19 protein-coding genes and 1 pseudogene are annotated in these 23,362 nt (G+C 38.7%); 10 read left to right on the top strand and 10 right to left on the bottom strand.

From position 1 onward, the window contains the following. The 3 genes from ytzI to ilvA form a co-directional block, all read right to left on the bottom strand. A complete protein-coding gene (gene ytzI / locus MKY09_RS10520) occupies window positions 1-153 on the bottom strand; it encodes a YtzI protein (RefSeq protein ID WP_169359528.1) in 153 nt (50 codons plus the stop codon). A 155-nt stretch (window positions 154-308) separates the two neighbouring features. Next, window positions 309-1,799 (bottom strand): catalase, encoded by a 1,491-nt coding sequence (locus tag MKY09_RS10515; protein ID WP_298471794.1) that lies wholly within the window; start codon window positions 1,797-1,799, stop codon window positions 309-311. A 163-nt stretch (window positions 1,800-1,962) separates the two neighbouring features. Next, window positions 1,963-3,225, bottom strand: a complete 1,263-nt coding sequence (gene ilvA, locus MKY09_RS10510) for a threonine ammonia-lyase IlvA (protein WP_342566622.1) — start codon at window positions 3,223-3,225, stop codon at window positions 1,963-1,965. A 199-nt stretch (window positions 3,226-3,424) separates the two neighbouring features. On the opposite strand from ilvA, the gene MKY09_RS10505 reads away from it, so the two are divergent. From MKY09_RS10505 to MKY09_RS10490, 4 genes are all read left to right on the top strand, one after another. Continuing rightward, window positions 3,425-4,189, top strand: coding sequence for a DeoR/GlpR family DNA-binding transcription regulator (locus tag MKY09_RS10505; protein ID WP_340883681.1), 765 nt, complete (start codon window positions 3,425-3,427; stop codon window positions 4,187-4,189). After that, a complete protein-coding gene (locus MKY09_RS10500) occupies window positions 4,186-5,493 on the top strand; it encodes a four-carbon acid sugar kinase family protein (RefSeq protein WP_340883680.1) in 1,308 nt (435 codons plus the stop codon). Before MKY09_RS10505 ends, MKY09_RS10500 begins: the two co-directional genes overlap by 4 nt. Next, on the top strand, window positions 5,490-6,500 hold the full coding sequence (gene pdxA, locus MKY09_RS10495; RefSeq protein WP_340883679.1) for a 4-hydroxythreonine-4-phosphate dehydrogenase PdxA: 1,011 nt from the start codon (window positions 5,490-5,492) through the stop codon (window positions 6,498-6,500). The genes MKY09_RS10500 and pdxA overlap by 4 nt, the downstream gene beginning before the upstream one ends. Before the next feature lie 69 nt (window positions 6,501-6,569). After that, complete coding sequence (locus tag MKY09_RS10490) at window positions 6,570-7,946, top strand: gluconate:H+ symporter (protein ID WP_342560682.1); 1,377 nt, start codon at window positions 6,570-6,572, stop codon at window positions 7,944-7,946. A 454-nt stretch (window positions 7,947-8,400) separates the two neighbouring features. Here MKY09_RS10490 and lepB read toward each other — a convergent pair whose 3' ends face one another. Together lepB and MKY09_RS10480 are read right to left on the bottom strand one after the other, a co-directional pair. After that, the gene (gene lepB / locus MKY09_RS10485; RefSeq protein ID WP_340883675.1) at window positions 8,401-8,967 is read right to left on the bottom strand and encodes a signal peptidase I; all 567 of its coding nucleotides are present in this window, start codon (window positions 8,965-8,967) and stop codon (window positions 8,401-8,403) included. A 76-nt stretch (window positions 8,968-9,043) separates the two neighbouring features. After that, the gene (locus tag MKY09_RS10480; protein WP_340883674.1) at window positions 9,044-9,946 is read right to left on the bottom strand and encodes a LysR family transcriptional regulator; all 903 of its coding nucleotides are present in this window, start codon (window positions 9,944-9,946) and stop codon (window positions 9,044-9,046) included. A 120-nt stretch (window positions 9,947-10,066) separates the two neighbouring features. Between MKY09_RS10480 and gltB the strand changes: the two genes are divergently transcribed. The 4 genes from gltB (at window position 10,067) to hisF (ending at window position 17,676) form a co-directional block, all read left to right on the top strand. Further along, window positions 10,067-14,596, top strand: a complete 4,530-nt coding sequence (gltB, locus tag MKY09_RS10475; RefSeq protein ID WP_342566621.1) for a glutamate synthase large subunit — start codon at window positions 10,067-10,069, stop codon at window positions 14,594-14,596. Window positions 14,597-14,666: 70 nt separating this feature from the next. Then, window positions 14,667-16,148, top strand: a complete 1,482-nt coding sequence (gltD, locus tag MKY09_RS10470; protein ID WP_342566620.1) for a glutamate synthase small subunit — start codon at window positions 14,667-14,669, stop codon at window positions 16,146-16,148. A 141-nt stretch (window positions 16,149-16,289) separates the two neighbouring features. Continuing rightward, on the top strand, window positions 16,290-16,910 hold the full coding sequence (gene hisH / locus MKY09_RS10465; RefSeq protein ID WP_298471766.1) for an imidazole glycerol phosphate synthase subunit HisH: 621 nt from the start codon (window positions 16,290-16,292) through the stop codon (window positions 16,908-16,910). Further along, a complete protein-coding gene (gene hisF, locus MKY09_RS10460) occupies window positions 16,903-17,676 on the top strand; it encodes an imidazole glycerol phosphate synthase subunit HisF (protein ID WP_298471763.1) in 774 nt (257 codons plus the stop codon). The genes hisH and hisF overlap by 8 nt, the downstream gene beginning before the upstream one ends. A 271-nt stretch (window positions 17,677-17,947) precedes the next feature. Here hisF and MKY09_RS10455 read toward each other — a convergent pair whose 3' ends face one another. The 4 genes from MKY09_RS10455 to MKY09_RS10440 form a co-directional block, all read right to left on the bottom strand. After that, a complete protein-coding gene (locus tag MKY09_RS10455) occupies window positions 17,948-18,610 on the bottom strand; it encodes an HAD-IB family hydrolase (RefSeq protein WP_298471760.1) in 663 nt (220 codons plus the stop codon). Between the two features lie 130 nt (window positions 18,611-18,740). Further along, the gene (locus MKY09_RS10450; RefSeq protein ID WP_205964174.1) at window positions 18,741-19,334 is read right to left on the bottom strand and encodes a spore coat protein; all 594 of its coding nucleotides are present in this window, start codon (window positions 19,332-19,334) and stop codon (window positions 18,741-18,743) included. Window positions 19,335-19,543: 209 nt separating this feature from the next. Further along, window positions 19,544-20,128: a branched-chain amino acid aminotransferase gene (locus MKY09_RS10445; protein ID WP_342560690.1), complete on the bottom strand. Its 585-nt coding sequence runs from the start codon at window positions 20,126-20,128 to the stop codon at window positions 19,544-19,546. Continuing rightward, window positions 20,125-20,679 carry a DUF1273 domain-containing protein gene (locus tag MKY09_RS10440; RefSeq protein ID WP_342560691.1) on the bottom strand — a complete coding sequence of 185 codons (555 nt, stop codon included), beginning with the start codon at window positions 20,677-20,679 and terminating at the stop codon, window positions 20,125-20,127. The genes MKY09_RS10445 and MKY09_RS10440 overlap by 4 nt, the downstream gene beginning before the upstream one ends. Before the next feature lie 92 nt (window positions 20,680-20,771). On the opposite strand from MKY09_RS10440, the gene MKY09_RS10435 reads away from it, so the two are divergent. Both MKY09_RS10435 and MKY09_RS10430 read left to right on the top strand, forming a co-directional pair. Continuing rightward, window positions 20,772-20,999 carry a YuzF family protein gene (locus MKY09_RS10435; RefSeq protein WP_169361494.1) on the top strand — a complete coding sequence of 76 codons (228 nt, stop codon included), beginning with the start codon at window positions 20,772-20,774 and terminating at the stop codon, window positions 20,997-20,999. A gap of 12 nt (window positions 21,000-21,011) precedes the next feature. Beyond that, window positions 21,012-21,905 (top strand): manganese catalase family protein, encoded by an 894-nt coding sequence (locus tag MKY09_RS10430; protein ID WP_342560692.1) that lies wholly within the window; start codon window positions 21,012-21,014, stop codon window positions 21,903-21,905. Between the two features lie 256 nt (window positions 21,906-22,161). On the opposite strand, the pseudogene MKY09_RS10425 reads toward MKY09_RS10430, so the two are convergent. Next, a pseudogene (locus MKY09_RS10425) lies at window positions 22,162-23,304 on the bottom strand (alpha-hydroxy-acid oxidizing protein). Between the last annotated feature and the right edge of the window lie 58 nt (window positions 23,305-23,362).

Raw genomic sequence — 23,362 nt, 5'->3', positions numbered from 1 at the left:
TCATTCAGGCGGATGCGTTTTTTGTTTCTTATCCATTTTGTCAGGATGTTCATCAATCGTATGCTTATAAGCATAGCCCTTGTTAATAGTGAAAATCGTTAAAGCTAGAACTATGACGAATATAATAATACTTATTATTATGACAGTACCCATAAAAAGATATCCTCCTAATTCACGCATTATAGTTACATCATAGCACAAATGGCTTTAGTCAATCTGAGTCTACAAAGTGGCAACTTATATAGGAAAAGCGAGATATGGAAGCTCATAAAAAGGCTATCCCCTTCAAGAGGATAGCCTTACTAAATTTATACAGTTGCAGTTACGTTCATAACTTCTTCAATTCTTTCCCATGGAAGTTCCATTGCCGCAGCAACGCCTTGACCATAAGCAGGGTCTGCTTTGTAGCAGTGAATGATGTGACGGATTTTAATGAAATCTTCTACGCCATTCATATTACGAGCAGTATTTTCAAATAGGACTTGTTGTTGCTCAGGGTTCATAAGATTGAACAATTTACCTGGTTGCTCAAAGTAGTTGTCGTCATCTTCACGGAAATCCCATTGAGTTGCTGCCCCATCAAGAGATAAAGCAGGTTCTTTATATTGAGGTTGATCTTTCCATTGACCATAGCTGTTTGGCTCGTAAGTCATGGTGCTTCCTTTATTGCCATCTACACGCATAGCACCATCGCGGTGGTAAGAGTGGAATGGGCATTTAGGTTGGTTAACTGGAATTTGATGATGGTTAACACCTAAACGGTAACGTGCTGCATCTCCATAAGAGAATAGGCGACCTTGTAGCATTCTATCTGGAGAGAAGCTGATACCAGGTACTACGTTAGCTGGTGTAAATGCAGCTTGCTCTACTTCTGCAAAATAGTTATCTGGGTTGCGGTTTAATTCGAATTCTCCAACTGGAATTAGTGGGAAATCTTTTTTATACCAAACTTTTGTTAAATCAAATGGATTATAAGGCATATTGTTAGCTTGTTCTTCCGTCATCACTTGGATATACATTTTCCATTTAGGGAAGTTACCTGCGTCAATTGCTTCCATTAGATCACGTTGGTGACTTTCACGGTCTACTCCTACGATTTCAACTGCTTCTTGGTCAGTAAGGTTTTCAATTCCTTGTACTGATTTCATGTGGAATTTAACCCAAACACGTTGACCTTCCGCATTGATCATTGAGAATGTATGGCTTCCAAACCCGTCCATCGTACGGTAGGATTTTGGTAATCCACGCTCACTCATTACGATAGTAATTTGGTGAAGTGCTTCTGGAAGAGAAGTCCAGAAATCCCAGTTGCTATTAGCGCTACGCATATTTGTGCGTGGGTCACGCTTAATGGCATGGTTTAAATCTGGGAATTTTAATGGATCACGGAAGAAGAATACTGGTGTGTTGTTCCCAACTAAATCCCAGTTACCTTGTTCTGTATAGAAACGCATTGCAAATCCACGAATATCACGCTCAGCATCCGCTGCACCGCGTTCTCCAGCAACAGTTGAGAAACGTACGAACATTTCTGTTTCTTTTCCGATTTCAGAGAAAAGACTAGCGCATGTATATTGAGTAATGTCATGAGTTACAGTAAATTTACCGTAAGCACCTGAGCCTTTCGCATGCATACGACGCTCTGGAATGACTTCTCTATCAAAGTGTGCTAGTTTCTCTAATAACCAAACGTCTTGAAGTAGAAGAGGACCTCTTCTACCAGCAGATTGTGAGTTTTGGTTATCTACTACTGGTGCGCCAGCTGCAGTTGTCATCTTGTTATTTTGATTTTCAGACATTCTTTTTCCCCCTAGATTAGAATCTTTATAATACAAGAATTATTATATCAAAGGGAAAGTGATAATGCTAGAATTAGATTATAATTATTTTTATCTGCACATAGTTTGTGAACAATTTTTGGCGCCTTTAAACTAATATAAATGTAGATATAAAGCTATTCTTCTATATTAATAACTCAAAAAGCGTGCTATCTTTATTCACTTCCTTAAAAGAAAATCCATTTTCATTCATTCTCATTAAGAGTCCTGAATAATCATTACTAGTTTTCAATTCAATACCTACTAATGCCGGTCCGCTTTCTTTATTGTTTTTTTTCGTATATTCAAAGGTTGTAATGTCATCATTCGGACCGAGTACTTTATCTAGGAATTGTCGTAAAGCTCCAGCTCTTTGTGGGAAGCTCACGATAAAGTAGTAGAGTAGACCTTCATGAATCAATGACTTTTCTTTAATCTCTTGCATTCTTCCAATATCATTGTTACCACCACTAATAATACAAACTACAGATTTTCCTTTAATTTGTTCCTTATAAGAGTCAAGCGCTGCTACTGATAATGCTCCAGCAGGCTCTGCGATAATAGCGTGTTTATTGTACAGGTCTAAAATGGTGGTGCATACCTTTCCTTCTGGAACAAGTGTAATATCATCCACGTATTTGGCTACCACTTGATGCGTTAGCTTTCCGACGCACTTAACCGCTGCCCCATCTACAAATTTATCTATCGTTTCAAGTACGATTGGCCAGCTGTTTGCTATTGCTGCCTTCATACTTGCTGCTCCAGCAGGCTCTACACCAATAATTTGTGTGCTAGGAGATAGATTCTTTATATAGGAAGAAACACCAGACACTAAACCTCCTCCACCAATGCTACTAAAAACATAATCTAGCTTTTCATCAATATCATTCATAATCTCAACTGCGACTGTACCTTGACCTGCAATGATATCTAAATCGTCAAAAGGGTGGATAAACAGTCGATCATTCTCATTTGCGTAGGCAACGGCACTGCTAGCTGAATCATCAAAAGTATCACCAGCTAGAATAATTTCGACAAACTCACGTCCAAACATTCTTACCTGTTCAATTTTTTGACTCGGAGTAGTCAATGGCATAAAAATTTTTGCATATATTCCTAAATGGGCACAAGCATAAGCAACACCCTGAGCATGATTTCCTGCACTTGCACAAACAACTCCATTTTCACGAGCCTTTTCTTCAACCGATTTAATTTTATAGTAAGCTCCTCTCAGTTTAAATGAGCGAACATGTTGAAGATCTTCACGTTTAAAATAGATATTAGCCTCGTATTTCTCCGACAGATAGTCGTTTTTTTGTAAAGGTGTATGTAACACAACCTCTTTTAAAAATTGATGCGCTCTTAACACATCTTCAATTTGAAGTAATTTTGTCTCCGCAAGTTGCATTAGATGACCCTCCTAATTTTAATTATTCGTATATTTTAACACACTACAGCAATAAACCCCTAATATATTTTTGATAATTCAAAACAATGTAACATTTGTAGGTTATTGTTAATTATAAACACATTTTGTTGACAATTTTGTTAACTTAGAACATAATATGTTCATAGTTAACATAAAGTTGTGTTGAGGAGATTGAATTATGCTTCCAATTAACAGAAAAAAGAAAATAATTGATGAGCTTTCTATAAAGGGGAAGGTTGAAATATTAGAGCTTGTAGACCTTTTAGAGGTTTCTGCAATGACTATTAGAAGAGATTTAGATGAACTAGAAAAGCAAAAGAAATTAATTAGAACTCACGGAGGGGCGGCACTACCACAAGCGATCATTGGAGAGCAATCCTATGAACAAAAGCTCTCAGAAGCTCATCTACAGAAGAAGGAAATCGCACAAATAGCAGTAGGCTTAGTAAAGGATGGTATGAGAATTCTATTGGATTCTGGTACTACGACATTAGAGATTGCCAGATTATTAAAATCCCGTTCAAATATAACAGTAGTAACAAATGATATTAAAATTGCAGCAGAATTAACCGACTCGAAATTAGAAGTAATTTTACTGGGTGGTAAGGTACAGAATGGGGTTGGGGCAATATTAGGGTCATTTGCAGAACAAATGCTTAAAAACATTCACGTTGACATACTGTTCCTAGGTGCACATGCTGTGCATTCCAATCTCGGTATTACATCTGCGACATTTGAGAAAGCATCTATTAAAAAAGAAATGATAAACGTCAGTGAGGCTGTCTATCTAACTGTAGATGCACAGAAATTTGGGAAAAAAGCATTTGCTAAAATAGCGGATGTGGACTCGGTTACCGGCATCATAACAGATAGCACTATTTCCAAAGAAGTAGAAGATATCTATAAGGAAAAATCTTCTTTTATAAAGGGAGTGACAAAGTGAAAATAGGTATCATTGCAGATGATTTAACAGGAGCAAATGCCACTGGAGTCCGGTTAGCTAAAAACGGATTTATGAGTGCTACAGTCGTTTTCGGAGGAGAAGTGCCTAAAAATAGTGATTTTACTTCTATAAGTATAGATACAGATAGCAGGTACTGTTCTCCGTCTAATGCGGAAGAGCGAGTTCTGAAAGCATATGAACAGCTGACCAATTGGGGAGCAAGCGTTATTGGCAAACGAATTGATAGTACGGTTAGGGGTAACTTGGGAGTAGAGACAGATGCACTGTTAAATGCCATTGGCGGTAACTCTATAGCCATTGTAGTAGCTTCTTATCCAGATTCCGGAAGGGTAGTGTCTGGTGGTTATCTTTTAGTGGATGGGGTGCCAGTGGAGGCAACAGATGTCGCTAAAGACCCTATGAATCCAATTAGTATCTCACATGTTCCAACTATAATGGAAAATCAAAGTAAGTTAAAAGTTTCACATGTAGGGCTCGGTACAGTTTTAAAAGGTAAAGAGTCCATTCAATTACAGATCGTTAAACAAATTGAAGCGATGAATCGGATTATAGTGGTGGATGCAGTGACAAATGAAGAAATAGATAACATTGCAGAGGCGATGGCTTCCATAGATGGGATACATTTTATCCCTGTTGATCCAGGTCCACTTTCTGCCTCTTACGGGAGAATGAAAGCCCATCAACATGTTCAAACAAATAAATTTATCGTGACTGTTGGCAGTATTACACCCTTAACTGGGAGACAGCTAAATTATCTGATAGATAAAAAGAATGCGGAACCTGTATATGTGCATGCGAGTGCTTTAGCATCGATGACGAATTCCTGGGAGGAAGAAATTGCTCGAGCTACTGAAGAAGCTTTGTCTAAATTAGAAGATCAAGAAGTATTGATAATTACTACTTACACGCCTGGAACCGAAAAGCTCAACCTTTCAGAAATTGCTTTAAAAGAAGGGGTTACTGAAGAAAAACTGGCAAAGCGTTTAACAGAGGGACTGGCTAGAGTGACAAACAATGTGGTTCAGCAGACAAATCACCAAATAGACGGTACTTTTTCAAGTGGAGGGGATGTAACTGCGGCCATTTGTGCGGTAAGTAATGCAACTGCAATAGGCTTACAGGATGAAGTTATTCCTTTAGCTGCTTATGGTCATTTTATAGGTGGAACCTTTGATGGGATACCTGTCATTACTAAAGGTGGAATGGTAGGAGACAAATATTCAATTTATAAATGCGTAAGATTTTTAACGAATAAAAAAGAAGAAGGAAGTGTTCTAGTATGACAACAAGAGAAATTATTGCGATACCAATGGGTGATGCAGCGGGAATCGGCCCAGAAATTACAGTTAAGTCACTAGCTAAAGAAGAAATTTACTCTATGTGTAAACCACTTGTGATAGGGGACGCTAAAATTATTCGCAAAGCGATCGAAGTAACAGGTGTAGATTTAGAGATTAATATAGTTACTACTCCAACGGACGGTTCTTATGAGTATGGAGTAATAGATATCATAGATTTGAATAATATTAATATAGAGCAATTTAAACCGGGTGAAGTTTCTGCTCAAAATGGTCAAGCAGCATTTGAATTCATTAAAAAGTCAGTGGAGCTAGCAATGACTGGAGAAGTAAAGGCACTGGCAACCACTCCAATTAACAAGGAATCATTAAAAGCTGCAAATGTTCCTTACATTGGACACACGGAAATGCTTGAAGATCTTGGTGGTGCTCCAGATCCTTTAACTATGTTCCAAGTCAATGGGATGCGTATTTTCTTCTTGACTCGTCACTTGTCTGTTGCAGATGCTATTAAACAGATGACTAAAGAGCGTGTTCGAGATTATTTAAATAGATGTGACCAAGCTTTGAAGCGTTTAGGTGTCGAGAGTCGTAAGTTAGCTGTTGCAGGGCTAAATCCTCATGCAGGCGAGGGAGGCTTGTTCGGGATGGAGGAAGTGAATGAGATTAAACCAGGTGTTGAGCTTGCTAAAGCAGATGGAATCGATGCGTATGGCCCAGTGCCAGCTGACTCCGTATTCTTCCAAGCACTTAATGGTAAATATGATGCAGTTCTTTCTTTGTACCACGATCAAGGTCATATTGCAGCTAAGATGACTGATTTTCATCGTACTATTTCCATTACGAATGGGCTTCCATTTTTACGTACTTCCGTAGATCATGGCACAGCTTTTGATATAGCTTGGAATAACATCGCATCTGAGGTAAGTATGTACGAATGCATCAAGCTAGCTGCCGAGTATGCGCCTAAGTTTACACGCGAGTCTTTGTAGATTTTGTAGAAAGGAAAGGGGGAAACCCCTTTTCTATTTAATTATACATAATTGAAAGGGGTTTCAGAGATGGTTTTAGAAATGCAAATGTTATTGGGGTTAGTTATCGGTGTTACTGTTTTAATTTTACTTGTGTTAAAAACAAAGATTCATGCTTTTTTAGCTTTACTTATTGCTGCTTCTATTACAGGACTTATCGGCGGGATGGAGCCATTAAAAGTAGTTAACTCTATTACAAGTGGTTTTGGTAACACACTAGCTTCTATAGGGATTGTAGTAGGGCTAGGGGTTATGATGGGTAGAATTTTAGAAGTAACTGGAGCAGCTGAAAAGCTTGCTTATACGTTAATTAGAGTAGTTGGAAAGAAGAAGGAAGAATGGGCAATGGCGATTGCTGGTTATTTTGTATCAATTCCAATTTTCGTTGATTCGGCATTTGTCATTTTAAATCCTTTAGTAAAGTCATTATCACGTAAAACTGGTAAATCCGTAGTGACACTGGGTGTTGCTTTAGCGATTGGTTTAGCTGCAACTCACCATGCAGTTCCACCGACACCAGGTCCATTAGGAGTAGCAGGTATTTTTGGAGTAGATATAGGGGAAATGATCCTTTGGGGATTAATATTTGCAATTCCAATTATTATAATAGGTGTTTTTTATGCAAAATGGGTTGGTAAAAGAATCTACCAAGTTCCAGAAGAAGATGGAGAAGGATTTGTGCGTAAGGATTCTTCCGAGATGGTGTATAAAGATTTTTTAGCTGCTTCTGCTGACCGAGAAAAAGAACTACCATCTTTCTTTATTTCATTTTTACCAATATTATTGCCAATCATATTAATATTCTTGAATACTACGCTAACCGCTTTAGAAATAACAGGAGGGGTTTGGGAATATGTGTTGTTCCTTGGACAACCGATTATCGCATTAGCCCTTGGATTAGTTGTAGCGATTTATGGGTTAGCTAATCAGATGAAAAAAGACGAAGCGTTAGAAAGAATGGAAGAGGGTATGACAACTGCTGGTATTATCCTGCTAGTTACAGGTGCTGGGGGCGCTCTAGGTACAGTGTTGCGTGACAGTGGTACTGGAGATTATTTAGCTGAAATCATAGCTGGTTTACCATTGCCTGCAATACTTGTGCCATTCTTTATCGCTTCTATTGTACGATTAATACAAGGAAGCGGGACCGTTGCAATGATAACAGCCGCTTCTATTTCTGCTCCGATCCTAGCTAATCTTGACGTTAACTTAGTTTTGGCGGCTCAAGCTGCAGCACTAGGAGCGATGTTGTTTTCATATTTCAACGATTCTTTATTCTGGGTTGTTAATCGTATGTTAGGTATAACCAAACTAAAAGAACAAATTTTAGTTTGGTCTGTACCAACAACTATAGCGTGGGGAACTTCTTTGATTATGCTAATTATTGCAAATTCAATAGTAGGTTAATAGAGTAAAAGAGTACTCCCCCATTCACAAAAACCTTTATATTACAAGTATTACAGGTGCCTGGCACTTGTAATACTTGTAAATGATAGTGAAATAATAATGATATTATTCAACAATAGTTTAGGCTCGATTCTAATATAATTTAGCATGTACCCCATGAGTAATAAGCTTTAAGGTTATATAATTACTAAATACTATTTGCAAAGTTTTATCTTAAACATCAGACAAAAATAAAGCCCTGAAATTTTACAACAGTAAAATTTCAGGGCTTTTCATTTTCGGGAGTGATTATTTCCAACTATATTTAATAGGAAATAAAATGTCTTAATCCAACTAGCTGCCTAGATCAAAATTCACTAAAATAGAATCTTAAAAAGTGTCTATAAGGGAACTAGCCCTATGCTAACAAAATTAAAAATAAATGAACTACTAGTTTATTCTCACGCCGCCTATACTACTTAATAAAACCGAAGTTATTTAAAGGATAATACGTCATGTTCACGGTACCTAGTACTATATCCATAGATATGAACCCAACACTAGGCTCTCGGCTGTCATTACTAAAGCGCCTATTGTCTCCAAGTACAAATAACGAACCCTCTGGTACTACTACTTCACCCAAGTAGTCTTCAAGGGTAAAGTCCTGGGTTAGCGTGCCATGATCAATTAATTCTTTTTTCAATTCATCTAAATAAGGCTCATCGTATTTTTTTCCATTTATTAAAAGCTCATCATCTTTATAGGTAATATGGTCGCCAGGTAAACCTATAACTCGCTTGATGTAATTAGTGTCCTTATTAACCTTAAAAACAATAACATCAAATCGCTCATAGTCATTAAATTTAGGGCCGATTTTATTGACCATAACCTTATCTCCATTTTCAAAGGTAGGAAGCATAGAAGCACCTTCCACTTCTATAGGTATAAATAAAAAGAAGCGTATCCCAAAGGCAAGCAAAACAGCAATTCCAATTGCTCCGATCCATTCTCGCAATTCGTTTTTTCCATTCTTTTTTTTCAAATTTCCTACCTCACATTTCTACATTCTCTTCTATTTATTTTACCACAATATAGCAATAAGGAACTATTAAATGGTCTCACTGATATTGGTTCAATAGCTTGAAGAACTGTATGGTAAAGTCGTGGAATACCTTTTCTGATGGTGACAAATCCCTAGTCACTGGACTAATCATACCTACTGTCCTTTGGAGTGGTGGAGATATTAGTGGAACCTTAGTTGTAAATCTAGGGATAGAGTCATAGAAAGTACTGTCTGGTAGTATCGTGATTCCTACACCGGCAGCAACTAGACCTTTTATGGCAACCATATCTTCTCCAACAGATGAACTTTTAGGTGTAAACCCTACGGAATGACAAGCATCATAAACAAGTTTATGCAATATATATCCTTTTGGAAATAAAACAAAGTCTTCTTCTCTCATATCAATTAAGGGGATCTTTTCTCTTTTTGCAAAGCGATGATTCGTAGGTACTAGTACAGAAAAGTTTTCCGAAAACAAAATGGTGGTATTAATAGTATTATCCTTTGGAGGAAGTGGACCTAAAAAAGCGATATTAATATCTCGTTTTTTGACTGCCTCGATTAAATGATTATAAGAACCTTGTCTCAACTGGAATGCTACGTTAGGATGCTCCTTTTTAAAGGCAGAAATAACTGTGGGGAGTAAATGACCAGCCAAACTAGTTGGGAAACCGATTTTAATAGTTCCTTTTTCTGGATCTAGATACTCATCAATTTGTTTTTTGGCAAAATCGATTGCTTGTAGGGCAGACATGCAATGCTCTAAAAAAATCTTACCTATTGGCGTTAATTTTACATTTCGCCCAATACGTTCGAATAATTCCACACCCAGTTCACTTTCTAGATTAGCGATTTGTCTACTAACTGCAGACTGTGCTACGTGTAAATGAATAGCTGCATCCGAAATATGTTCTCTTTCTGCGACTTCTTTAAAGTATCTTAATTGCCTGATTTCCATAGTTTTCTCCTAACCTATCTCAAAAGTAGATTGTTTATATCCAAATTATATATTGTTTATATTATTTTGAAAACATACAATGTTCCTAACACACTTTTTTGGAAAATGGAGGTCGATTGCATGACATTTCACCAATTACCTGGAGCGCAGGGCATGTATAATCCTGAATTAGAGCATGACGCCTGTGGGATAGGTTTATATGCTAATATAAAAGGCTTACCGACACACGATATAGTAAAAAAAGGCTTAGAAATGTTATGTCGGTTAGACCATCGTGCAGGAAAAGGCAGTGATGGCCAAACTGGAGATGGAGCAGGGCTCATGGTGCAAATACCTGATGTTTTTTTTCGGGTTGTTTGCAGCCAATGGGACCTTCCAGAAAAAGGACAATATGGAGTAGGAATGTTGTTTTTTACTCAGGATGATGAGGAAAGACAGGCGATAGAACTAAAAATAAATGAAACGATTATTGCTGAAGGTCAAGAGCTCATTGGTTGGAGGACAGTTCCTACTGATAAGAGTAAGTTAAGTGAATCCGCTAGTGAAACTGCACCTGTAGTGCGACAAGTATTCATCAAGGCTAAAGACTTTCAAGACTCGCTAGCGTTCGAGCGCAAGCTGTATGTCATTAGAAAACTAGTAGAGCATTGGGCACAGCAGGAAGCGAAAAAATTCTACTGTCCAAGTCTTTCTAGTCAGACAATCGTTTTTAAAGGAATGTTAACTCCTAAAGAAGTAGACGAGTTTTATGTAGATTTACAAGATGAACTGTTCACTTCGGCATTTTCTTTAGTACACTCTCGTTACAGCACAAACACATTCCCAAGCTGGGAGCGTGCTCATCCAAATCGCTACATCGTTCATAACGGGGAAATAAATACGCTACGAGGTAATGTCAACTGGATGAAGGCCCGTGAGCAACAATTCGTTTCGGATGCCTTTGGTGATGATTTAGAAAAACTACTTCCTGTGATTGACCCTAGTGGAAGTGATTCATCTATGCTCGACAATGCATTTGAATTTTTTGTTTTAGCTGGCAGGTCTCCGGCGCATACGGCAATGATGCTTATCCCAGAGCCGTGGACAGAGAATCCTCACATTTCACAAGAGAAAAAAGCATTTTATGCTTACCACAGCTCTTTAATGGAGCCATGGGATGGTCCAACAGCTATTTCATTTACGAATGGAAAGCAAATTGGGGCTATTTTAGACCGCAATGGTTTAAGGCCGGCGCGTTATTATGTCACAAAAGATGACTATATTATTTTTTCTTCTGAGGTTGGAGTAGTTGATATTGAAGAAGAAAATATTCTTTATAAGGAACGTTTAAGCCCAGGAAGAATGCTGTTAATTGATTTGGAGCAACAAAGAATTATTTCAGACGAGGAAATAAAATCTGAAATGGCAAGAGCACAACCATATCAGCAGTGGTTAAATGATCATCAATACAAGGTAATAGCTGAGGAAGATATACAGGAAAATGTAGAGGACCTATTGTTCCGTCAAAAGGCATTTGGTTATACGTATGAGGATATACACAAATACATTCTGCCAATTGCGATAGAAGGAAAAGACCCTATTGGTTCAATGGGGAACGATACTCCGTTAGCTGTTCTATCCGATAGACCGCAATCTCTTTTCAATTATTTTAAACAGTTATTTGCACAAGTAACTAATCCACCAATCGATTCTATCCGGGAACATATTGTTACCTCTACGATGACGTTGCTTGGTGCAGAAGGTGACTTACTTAACCCTGGAGAGCTCAATGCTCGTCGAATCTATTTGGAAACACCTGTTTTAACGAATGGACAGCTTCAATCCATAAAGGATTTGAAGGATGAAAGTTTCCGAAGCGGCACTATATATATTAATATGTTTGAAGATTTGGAAAAAGATTTAGAGAGGATCTCTAAAGAAGCAGATGAGCTAATAGATAAGAACGTATCGCTTATCATTTTGTCAGATAGATCATTAAATGCGTCTCAACCGACTATACCTGTTCTGTTGGCAGCCAGTAACCTGCATCAGCACTTGCTCTGTACAGGAAACCGTACGAAGGTGAGTATAATCGTTGAATCCGGGGAAGCAAGAGAGGTCCATCAGTTTGCTGCTCTCATCGGATATGGGGTGGACGCGATTAATCCTTATCTTGCATATGCAACTATAGCGGAGGCAATCCATGATGGCCATTTAGAAAGCACCTATGACGCTGCAGTTGCTAAGTATAGCAAAGGTGTAGCAGAAGGCGTCGTTAAGGTAATGTCTAAAATGGGAATATCCACGGTACAAAGCTATCGAGGTGCGCAAATATTTGAAGCGATAGGTATTGGCCATGACGTCATTGAAAACTATTTCACAGGCACAATTTCTCAGCTTGGTGGTATCGGCCTGGAAACGATTCGCGAAGAAGCGATTCGAAGACATCTATTAGCAGTAGAATCTACTGTCGATGCTTTAGATTCAGGCAGTGATTTCCAATGGAGAAGTACAGGAGAGCACCATGCCTTTAATCCGAAAACAATTCATACCCTTCAGTGGGCAACGCGACGAGGAGACTATGGACTTTATCGTCAGTATGCAGAAATGGCAAATGAAGAGAGAATCGGCTTTTTAAGAAATCTTCTTACTTTTAAAAAGGGGTCGAAAAAGATTCCACTAGATGAAGTAGAATCAGTGGACTCCATTGTAAAGAGATTTAAGACAGGTGCGATGTCATTTGGTTCATTAAGCCAAGAAGCTCATGAAACGTTAGCGATCGCGATGAATCGTCTTGGAGGGAAAAGTAACAGTGGAGAGGGCGGAGAAAATCCGAATCGATATGTGTTAGATACCAATGGAGATAATCGTCGTAGCTCTATTAAACAAATTGCTTCCGGCCGTTTTGGAGTAAACAGCCACTACTTGGTTGAAGCCGATGAGCTTCAAATTAAAATGGCTCAAGGAGCAAAGCCGGGTGAAGGCGGTCAGCTTCCAGGAAATAAAGTATACCCATGGGTAGCAGATGTCAGAGGCTCGACGACAGGGGTAGGTTTAATATCTCCACCTCCACATCATGATATCTATTCAATCGAGGATATGGCCCAACTGATTCATGACTTAAAAAATGCAAATCGCTCAGCTAGGATTAGTGTGAAGCTAGTTGCAAAATCTGGCGTAGGAACGATTGCAGCTGGTGTGGCTAAAGGTGCAGCAGATGTAATTGTAGTTAGTGGGTACGATGGTGGAACGGGAGCGTCTCCGAAAACAAGTATTAAGCATACAGGGTTACCTTGGGAGTTAGGCCTTGCGGAAGCTCATCAAACATTAATGCTAAATGGGTTGCGAAACAAAGTAGTCCTTGAAACAGATGGCAAACTCATGACTGGTAAGGATGTCGTTATGGCTGCCTTGTTAGGAGCAGAAGAATTTGGTTTTGCAACAGCTCCCCTAATTGTACTTGGATGTGTGATGATGCGTGCTTGCCATATGGATACTTGTCCGGTTGGAATAGCAACACAAAATCCAGAGCTAAGAGATAAGTTTAGTGGGTCTGCGGACTATGTTGTAAACTTCATGAAGTTTGTAGCAGAGGAAGTAAGAGAGTATATGGCTTTACTTGGTATTCGAACTGTAGATGAATTGGTTGGTAGAACGGATCTATTAGAAGTTAGCGAGCGAGCGAAGGCTCATTGGAAAGCGCAGCAATTAGATCTATCTGTATTGCTTTATCAAGTGAGTGGGGACCGTACTTGCAAACAAGCTCAAGACCATCAGCTTGAAAAGTCATTTGATATCAGAGAGTTACTGCCACAAGTAGAAAAAGCTATCATTCATAAAACGAAGGTAGATTTAAACTACACCATTGCTAATACTGATCGGGTTGTAGGTACTATTATAGGGAGTGAAATCTCTAAGAAATACGGAGCAAGCGGCTTACCAGATGACTCGATTACTCTACGCTTTAAAGGTGCGGCAGGTCAAAGCTTTGGAGCATATATCCCACAAGGAATGACAATGTTTGTGAACGGGGATGTAAATGACTATTTTGGTAAAGGAATTTCAGGCGGGAAGCTTGTAGTTACTTCTCCGTTATCGGGAACAGCAGAACAAAATGTTATAGCTGGTAACGTTGCATTATACGGAGCAACTAATGGTTCCGTATTCATTAACGGTCGTGCTGGAGAACGTTTTGCAGTGAGAAATAGTGGAGCCGATGTTATCGTTGAAGGAATCGGAGATCATGGCTGTGAATACATGACAGGTGGTAGAGCAGTTATTCTAGGTGATGTAGGCAAAAATTTTGGAGCGGGTATGTCTGGTGGTATTGCCTACGTGCTAGTGGATGATATAGAAGGATTCAAGTTTAAATGTAATATGGAAATGATTGGTTTTGAGAAACTTCAGTCTAAAGAAGAGATTCATAGTGTAAGGCAGCTAATCATGGATCATTATTATTATACAAGAAGCACAAAGGCTATGAATATCTTGGACAAATGGGAAGATACAGTTCACAAATTCGTAAAGGTTGTACCTAACGACTATAAAAAGATGCTAGAAAGAATTGCAACATTTAAAAATGAAGGACTGACTACAGACGAGGCAGCGATGAAGGCATTCTTATCAACATCTACAAAAAAAGTAGAAAAGAAACCTACGCTTCTGAAGTAATAAGAGTCTATAAAACATTTGCTGCTGTGGAGAAAAATAAGAGCCATTTAAGGAAAGGAGGAGTTTCAATATGGGTAAACCAACTGGGTTTATAGAATATAAACGAGAAAAAGCCAAGGAAGTAGCTCCTCTTAAGCGTATAAAAAACTGGGAGGAATATGCATCCAAACTTTCGGATGAATCTCTTCGTAAACAAGGTGCAAGATGCATGGATTGTGGAACTCCATTTTGCCATATGGGTATTGAAATCAGAGGTGCGACAGCTGGGTGCCCAATTAATAACCTAATCCCAGAGTGGAACGATTTAGTTTATCGTGGGAAGTGGCAGGAAGCTTTAGAAAGATTATTAATGACCAATAACTTTCCAGAGTTCACTGGTCGAGTATGTCCAGCACCGTGCGAAGGCTCTTGTACGCTAGCTATTACGGATCCTGCAGTTTCCATTAAGAATATAGAAAGAACGATTATTGACAAAGGCTTTGAAAATGGATGGATCACACCAAGGATCCCGTCGGTTCGTACTGGAAAGAAAATTGCTATTATTGGATCTGGTCCTGCTGGGTTGGCGAGTGCAGACAATTTAAATCAGGCAGGTCACTCGGTTACTATTTACGAGCGTGCTGACCGTGCAGGTGGGCTTCTCATGTATGGCATTCCAAATATGAAGCTTGAAAAAGAAATAGTAGAGAGAAGAGTTCACCTGCTTCAGCAGGAGGGCATCGACTTCGTTTTAAACACTGAGGTAGGTAAGGATGTTACAGCGGAGGAGCTAAAACTTCAATACGACGCAATTATCTTATGTATTGGTGCACAGAAACAGCGTGCCCTCCACATGGATGGAAGTGATGCAGATGGAGTTTATATGGCAATGGACTATTTGACTTCAACTACTAAAAGTTTATTAGACTCCAACTTTGCAGACGGTCAGTTTATTAATACAAAGGGGAAGGACGTCATTGTGATTGGTGGTGGTGACACTGGAGCAGACTGTGTGGCAACAGCTATACGTCAAAATTGTAGAAGTGTCGTACAATTCGGTAAGCATCCACAGCTACCTGCAGTGCGAGCAGCGGATAACCAATGGCCTACAGACCCAAATATTTATAAATTGGAATATGCATATGAGGAAGCCAATGCAAAATACGGCAAGGATCCACGGGAGTACTTAATTCAAACAAAAAAGATGATCAAAGATAAAGATGGCAAACTGAAAGAGCTTCATACCGTTCAAATGGAAAAAATATTAGGGGAAGATGGTTTCTACTTTTTTAAAGAAGTTCCAGGATCTGAGAAAGTATGGCCTGCACAATTTGTTTTTGTAGCTATAGGGTTTGAAGGTCCAGAAACTCCTTTGGCGGACCAGTTTGGTGTAAAGGTGTTAAACAAACGTATCGTTGCCTCGGCTAAAGATTATACAACGAATGTGGAAGGTGTATTTGCAGCAGGAGACGCTAGGAAGGGTCAAAGCTTGATTGTCTGGGCTATTAAAGAAGGGCAAGAGGTTGCTAAAAGAGTAAATGATTTCGTTATGAATAAATCGTTTGTTAAATAATCGTGGTGCGGGAGACTTATAAGGGGTCTCTCGTTTTTTCTTTCTTTTATTACGCTATCATATTAGCAGACTAAAGTTTTTCTTTTATTTTCTGTCAACTGATGGCATAATAAAAGTAAGAGATTGAAGAGGGGGAACAGCATGATTGGCATAATAGATTATGGAGCAGGGAATTTACATAGTGTGGTTAAGGCAATTACTCGCCTTGGTTATCAGATTAAGCTTATCACCAAACCTAGCGAGCACGATGATGAAATAGAAAAGCTAATCCTACCTGGTGTGGGAAATGCCAAGGTGGCCATGGATGTTTTAAATGAGACAGGCTTAAGTGACTATTTACGGGCAGAAGTTGATAAGGGGACACCTCTTTTAGGAATTTGCTTAGGAATGCAGCTTCTTTTAGAGACTAGTGAGGAAGGTAATGTTCCGTGCTTAGGGTTTCTACCAGGAACAGTCCCTTTGTTTGGTGAAGAGGCGGAAAAAGTTCCACATATGGGTTGGAATCAAGTGCAGGATGTGCAAAATCATTTCTTGTTTCAAGATATTCCAGATAACACGGACTTCTATTTTGTTCATTCCTATTACGCACAGCCTAGCATAGAGGATCACATAATCGGTGTGACAAATTATGGACCTGACTTTGCATGTGCGATCGGAAATTCCCAGGTGATGGGTGTACAATTCCATCCAGAAAAAAGTGGTAAACACGGCATTCAATTGCTAGACAATTACTGCAAGCAAGGAGTTGACGAGCATGCTTAGAAAACGAATTGTTCCTGCAATAGATGTTTTAGGAGATAAAGCAGTAAAATATGTACAATTCAGAAACCCTACGATAATTGGAGATCCAGCAGAGCTAGGGAAGAAATATTCAGAGGATGGGGCGGATGAGTTAATCTATCTGGATACTACTGCTTCGTTAAAAAACCAAGACTTAAAGATAGATTGGATTCGTCGAGTCGCAGAGCAAGTATACATACCTTTTTCGGTAATTGGCGGTGTTCGAACGATAGATGACTTTAAAAGGTTGCTTCGCGCTGGAGCAGATAAGGTAGGGGTTAACTCCGCTGCTGTACAGCGACCAGAGCTTTTAAGAGAAGCGGCAGATATATTCGGTAAGCAATGTGTGGTGCTAGGATTGGATGCCATGCCAATTTATAATGAGAACAATGAAATTATCAGATGGGAAGTATACACACATTCAGGACATGAGAAAACAGGAATGGATGTAGTAGAGTGGGCACAGCAAGCAACTGACCTTGGAGCAGGAGAGATTATTTGTACAAGTATTCATAAGGACGGTATGAAAAATGGCTATGATGTGGAGCTTATTAAGCTACTATCTGAGAAAGTAAATGTGCCAATTATTGCTTCTGGTGGAGCTGGTACTTTAGATCATATCGAAGAAGTGTTTACAGATGGAAAAGCAGATGCAGCTTTAGTTGCCTCGATGATCCACTATGGAGACTATACTATTTCGGAGATTAAAGACTATTTATATAAGAAGGATATTAATGTGAGGATGTAGTTTTTGGATGACTTGTTAAGGATTAATTCTTAGCAGGTCTTTTTTTGATAGAAATATATGTTAGTTTTTATTATATATTTGACAAACGGTCGGTTCTGTCCAATTATCGGTCGGTTTCTGAGCAAAATCGGTCGGTTCTGCCAAATAATCGGTCGGTTATTGAGCAAAATCGGTCGGTCACATAAAAAAAGCTATCCAATCATCATTGATTAGATAGCTTTAAGGCTGTGTTGCATCAATTTGTGAGAATCTGTCTAACATAAAAGTTTCTCTATCTAAGTATTTCCCATCCTCGTTCTTGAGCAACAGCTCGAAGTTTTTCCTCAGGCTTTACAGCTACAGGATTGCCGACTAATTCAAGGACAGGTAGATCTGAATAGCTATCTCCGTATGCATAGCTGTTTTCCCAATCTATTTCTTGTCCTTCTAGTCTTTCTAGTAGCTTTTTCGTCTTCATCACGCCATTTACATGCTCTAGTGGAGACTTTGTATACACATAGTTATCTTTATATATGATTTCCGTTCCGATGATATCGGTAAATGTAATTCCTTCTGTGACACGTTCTAAAAATTGGGTGTAAGCACCTGAGACTAGATAAATATGTACATTTTCTTGCTGGTGAGCATTCAATTTTTCTAAAACCTTTTTATTGAAGCTTTGCTGCATTTGCTCTTTTAATTCGTCAAAGTATTGATACATCTCATCTTGTGTTCTTCCTTCAAAAGCCTCTAGATATAATTGCATGGACCGTTTTCTCATACTAGTAGTTGGATAAAGCTTAAGTTTATTGGCAATATAAGGCGGGACGATGGATCTATAAAAACGTTTATATTGCGGATGATAGGTCGGGTGCACCTTTAAGTGATTCATTAGCAGCTTGAAAGTCTCTTCCTCATATAACGTTCCATCAAAATCAAAAATAGCAACTTGCATATCTATCTTCACCTTTTCATTAATATGGCTTTATTTTATTATACTGGAAAAGGGTGAGGAAAGACAAAATACTATTAAGAAATAAACGCTTTCTGTCCTTAAGGGGAACAGAAAGCGCCTATTTAGGTTACTATTGCATTTTGTACATTGGACCTTGAGCAGTACCGTACGCGTTTAAGATTTGCTCCATAGTTTGTTCTTCGAAGCGAGGTACTTGATAATACCCATGCTTGTTTTGATAAATGGAAAGCTCGTAAGCCATCTCAATACAGTTAGGGATTGAATCCTGAAGGACTCTTCGCACAACTGGGTTAGTAGCTTCTAGCGCTGCAGGAACCTTACCAGCAGCTCCAGCTTTAGCAGAGCTTAACAAATAACCGGAGATCATTTCGTCATTTATCTCTGAAGCACTTTGGATAGGTTTTTTAGGTTGTGATGACGGTTTTAGACCATAAGTAAAATCATTTTGCGTGGCCATCTTATAAGATGCAGTGCGATGTGAAGGGTCTTTCCCAGTTTTAAAGCATTCCACCAGCATATTATACTCGTCTAAAGCAAAAGCATACTGACGGTCTAGAATGCTTAATAATTCCTGATCCTTCACGTGTGGACGTAAAATGGTGCTCAAGTTTAATGCACCGATTGCTGCAGACAATACCTCATGTACATCCATTAATTCGTGCGCACCATGATTAAAATGAGGTACAACCGTTTGCCCATTCATCGTTTCACTGTGATTTTGACTGTATGTGTTATCCAATCTATTCTCCTCCTCCATTAAGATGTATTGAAACATCTAAATTAGTGTGAACAGAACAAACAAAAATATGTATGCACGCTAAGTTAAAAGAAAGTGTTACAGGTGCCAGGCACCTGTAACACTTTTGAAATAAAATAATCGTGATTTTTGGGGAATCACGATTATGTATGCATTTAGTTTTCGGTTGAAGCTACTAATGAGAACAGGAAGCGATACAAAAACTGGTATGTTTCTTCTATTGTATAATTCGTGTTAAATCCGTCAATATAATTTAAAGGTAGATTGACTTCCCACAGGCCATCTCCAGCAGAGAACATGACACTGTAATTCATTGCTTTTCCATCAAAGTGTTCGTTCAAATATGCTTTTAGTGCGTCCCCGTGTTTCTTTTGTACGGATAGTCCAAACATGGCTGTATATACTTCAAATACTTCATCGTACTCAAAGGCGATAGCGTCTACACTTAATGTTTCGAAATGAGGAGTCTCTAAGTACATAAACTCGTTCATTTTTTCTTTAAAATGAGAAATAGGAGTTTTTAAAAAGGCGTTAGATTCTTTTGAGATTAATTCCTCTGTTTCTTTATCGAATCTTTCAATGATTGCATTTTCAAATAGTTTGTCGCTTTCGATTACGGATATACTGGCAGTATCCGATAAAAGTTCATTAGTTAAAGCATAGTCGTGCTCTTCTTTCGTCAGTGAGAGACTTTCTCCTGCATGTTCCGTAATTTTTTGAGTTAGTTTCTTTTTTATCATATATAATCGTTCCTTTCTTCATCTGCAATTACTTGTAAGTCGTATGCGTCAATACTAATTATAGGGTAGTTATTATTTTCTGCATAACTTTGAGCAAGTTTTTTAATAAATTTTGGTGATCCTTCATTTTCGTCATCATAAATGATTAACATGGCATCCGTATTTCTAATGAGAAATTTGTTTTTTTCGATAAATTGCCACGGCGCCTCATAAGGCTTTTTTGTCACGCTTGTATGAAAATCAGCAAGTGCAATAAGCCTTTGATAGTTTTCCTTCTTCTGCTCATTCCAATTTTTCTCTTGTTCCAAGAAGGGTGTAATAATAGAATATTTTAGCTGGGGAAATTCCTTCTTTAGCTCCACTACTAGCTCTGCTGCCCATGTTTCCACGCCTAGCTGTCCACTAAGAATAACCCATTCCAGTCCTTCATCAAGGAGAGCACGCATTTGACTCTCAATCGCTTTTTTTATAATAGGAACTCCAGGATGGCTATCATTAAATATCCCTAATTCATGGGCTTTATACCCAGTTACCAAAAGTCTTTTAATCATTTTCTCTTCCTTTTCTTAAGTTATTGAGTAATGTGACCATATACTACATTTTCTCATAAACTAATATGAATGCAAAGAAGGGATGATGGAAGTTGAATGAAAGAAGTAGCGTGGAGTTTGTAAGTCCGTTTGATGGTTATGTATTCCAAGCAGCAGAAAGTTTAATAGGCACTAATATTGCAGTGCAAACGACTAAAAATATCCTTCAAGGAAAATTGACAGCAGTCGCTCCAGATCACCTTGTCGTGAATGTAGGTGGAGTTCCTTTTTATGTACGTATACAAGCTATCGTTTGGATTTCTCCGAACATATCTAAATGAAAGGATGGTTAATTGTTTAATAGAGTAGATAAATTGTTGATTGAATTGCCCAATTTAGAATATGGAGATGCAAATGCGGCTTCCGCTGTGCAGGAGCTCTTAGGTGGTAAATTTGGTGAAATGTCGACACTTAACAACTATATGTATCAATCCTTTAACTTCCGTGGCAAAACTAAGCTAAAACCATTCTATGATTTGGTGGCCAGTATAACAGCGGAGGAATTTGGTCATGTGGAGCTCGTCTCCAATACGATAAATCTATTATATAAAGGAACTAGCTTCAGTGGAGACCCAGATGTGGCACCACTACAAGATGCCAAAAATATGCGAAACACTTATGCTTTTATAGCCAATGCTCAAACCTCCTTAGCCGGAGATTCCATGGGAAATCCTTGGAGAGGAGATTATGTATTTTCTAGTGGTAACCTAGTATTAGATCTTTTGCATAATTTCTTTTTGGAATGTGGTGCAAGAACCCATAAAATGAGAGTATATGAAATGACTGATCACCCAACTGCTAGGGAAATGATCGGATATTTATTAGTTCGTGGAGGGACGCATATTATCGCTTATGCAAAAGCCCTTGAAATAGCTACAGGTGTAGATGTAACTAAAATGTTGCCAATTCCTAACCTTGATAATCGTGCGTTTGATCAGGCACGAAAATACGAGGATTTAGGATATGGGAATGTGCTTTTTACATGGAACAACGTAGGCGATTATAAAGACATTGATAAAATCTGGAAGGGTAAGAATCCTACAAGTGGGGACCAATTAATTGTGAAGGAAGGTAGTCCTAAAGGCTATAAAATTCCTGAATTAGAATCTCTCCCGGAAGAGTTCGCTCCTGGAATCGGTCCAGAGGAATTCCAAGCCATTGCCAAACGATTAATGTCTAAAATGTAAACTGACATACAGGTAGGGACTAAGGGTGCTTCAGAAAAACAAATGGCTAAAGGGTGTCATACATTGTATCGGCATTCTAGCTTGAGCATACCGGTATGTCGAACAAAACTGGAACAAACATTATATAAAAATAAATAAATACTAATTTTTTCCTAAATGTGTTTGTACCATGTACCGATCATTTGATAGACACAAAAACCCCCATTTTCATAGAACGGGGGTTTTCATTATTTGTTTGATTGTTCATCTAATCTCGTTATTCTTTCGTAACCATCATGTGCTGGAGCTCTTTCATATTACGAACACCAGCCAAGGAGATAGAAACCTTTGTCTCTTGCAGGAGATTCTCTAGGACTCTTTCTACACCTAGTTGTCCTCCAGCAGCTAGCCCCCAAACGAAGGGGCGACCGATACATACAGCAGAGGCACCAAGAGCTAGAGCCTTTACAGCATCAGAGCCTCGTCTAATACCACTGTCAAATAAAACAGGAATTCTTCCATCAATAGCTTCTACAATACCAGGAAGTGCATCAATACTGGCAATAACGCCATCCAGTTGCCGTCCACCGTGGTTAGAGACAATGATGCCGTCTATTCCTTGTTCAACTGCTAGCTTGGCATCCTCTGGATGGAGGATCCCTTTGATCAAAATCGGGAGGGAGACGTGGTTCCTTAGCTCATCAATATCATTCCAGTTCAAGGTAGGATGATATATATTCTCTAAAATACTATCAACGATAGCCCCCTGAGAATGCTCTGGTAAAGCAGCCATAAAAATAGGGTCTGAAGCATAATTACCTTGGCCAAAGCCGCGCTTTAAAGGAGAGAACTGGTTGCGAATATCTTCTTCTCGCCAACCGAGCATCACCGTGTCTACTGTCAGGACGATTGCTTCATAGCCGGCAGCTTCTGCACGTTTAGCCATACTAAACGCTATCTCTTTGTTAGATGACCAGTAGAGCTGGAATCATTTTGAGCTTCCGGGAGTTGCGGCAGCAATCTCTTCAATAGAAAAGCTTGACACAGTACTTTGTATGTAAGGAAACTCATAATTAGCTGCAGCCTTTGCCACAGCAATTTCTCCATCTTCATGTGCAATTTTATTTACTCCAACTGGAGCGATGAAGAGGGGGTGAGGATACGTTTTACCAAGTATTGTTACTTCGGTATTTAGGGTAGATACATCATTTAAAAATCGTGGAACGATTGAATACTTCGAAAAACTATTTATATTTTTTCGATAGGTTTCTTCTCCACCAGCAGATGATCGAATATAACCAAAGGGACCAGCCTCTAATGCTTCTTTTGCAGCCTTCTCTAATTCGTTAAAGTCAATTGGATACTGTTCATTATTATCTATATTGCCTAATAGTAGGTCATTGTTTTTAGCGTTACTCAACGTATTCACCTCTCATGGAGTACTAGTTTAAAACTTTCTTTATACGAATGGATTTAAT

It is taken from the genome of Psychrobacillus sp. FSL K6-4046, assembly GCF_038624605.1.
GTDB lineage: Bacteria > Bacillota > Bacilli > Bacillales_A > Planococcaceae > Psychrobacillus.
This window is presented reverse-complemented; position numbering and strand designations above follow the sequence as displayed.

What these genes read in the sequence shown, in the direction of transcription:
- ytzI (WP_169359528.1), bottom strand. Translation starts at nt 153, where the DNA reads ATGGGTACTGTCATAATAATAAGTATTATTATATTCGTCATAGTTCTA.
- MKY09_RS10515 (WP_298471794.1), bottom strand. Translation starts at nt 1,799, where the DNA reads ATGTCTGAAAATCAAAATAACAAGATGACAACTGCAGCTGGCGCACCA.
- ilvA (WP_342566622.1), bottom strand. Translation starts at nt 3,225, where the DNA reads ATGCAACTTGCGGAGACAAAATTACTTCAAATTGAAGATGTGTTAAGA.
- MKY09_RS10505 (WP_340883681.1), top strand. Translation starts at nt 3,425, where the DNA reads ATGCTTCCAATTAACAGAAAAAAGAAAATAATTGATGAGCTTTCTATA.
- pdxA (WP_340883679.1), top strand. Translation starts at nt 5,490, where the DNA reads ATGACAACAAGAGAAATTATTGCGATACCAATGGGTGATGCAGCGGGA.
- MKY09_RS10490 (WP_342560682.1), top strand. Translation starts at nt 6,570, where the DNA reads ATGGTTTTAGAAATGCAAATGTTATTGGGGTTAGTTATCGGTGTTACT.
- MKY09_RS10480 (WP_340883674.1), bottom strand. Translation starts at nt 9,946, where the DNA reads ATGGAAATCAGGCAATTAAGATACTTTAAAGAAGTCGCAGAAAGAGAA.
- gltB (WP_342566621.1), top strand. Translation starts at nt 10,067, where the DNA reads ATGACATTTCACCAATTACCTGGAGCGCAGGGCATGTATAATCCTGAA.
- gltD (WP_342566620.1), top strand. Translation starts at nt 14,667, where the DNA reads ATGGGTAAACCAACTGGGTTTATAGAATATAAACGAGAAAAAGCCAAG.
- hisH (WP_298471766.1), top strand. Translation starts at nt 16,290, where the DNA reads ATGATTGGCATAATAGATTATGGAGCAGGGAATTTACATAGTGTGGTT.
- hisF (WP_298471763.1), top strand. Translation starts at nt 16,903, where the DNA reads ATGCTTAGAAAACGAATTGTTCCTGCAATAGATGTTTTAGGAGATAAA.
- MKY09_RS10455 (WP_298471760.1), bottom strand. Translation starts at nt 18,610, where the DNA reads ATGCAAGTTGCTATTTTTGATTTTGATGGAACGTTATATGAGGAAGAG.
- MKY09_RS10450 (WP_205964174.1), bottom strand. Translation starts at nt 19,334, where the DNA reads ATGAATGGGCAAACGGTTGTACCTCATTTTAATCATGGTGCGCACGAA.
- MKY09_RS10445 (WP_342560690.1), bottom strand. Translation starts at nt 20,128, where the DNA reads ATGATAAAAAAGAAACTAACTCAAAAAATTACGGAACATGCAGGAGAA.
- MKY09_RS10440 (WP_342560691.1), bottom strand. Translation starts at nt 20,679, where the DNA reads ATGATTAAAAGACTTTTGGTAACTGGGTATAAAGCCCATGAATTAGGG.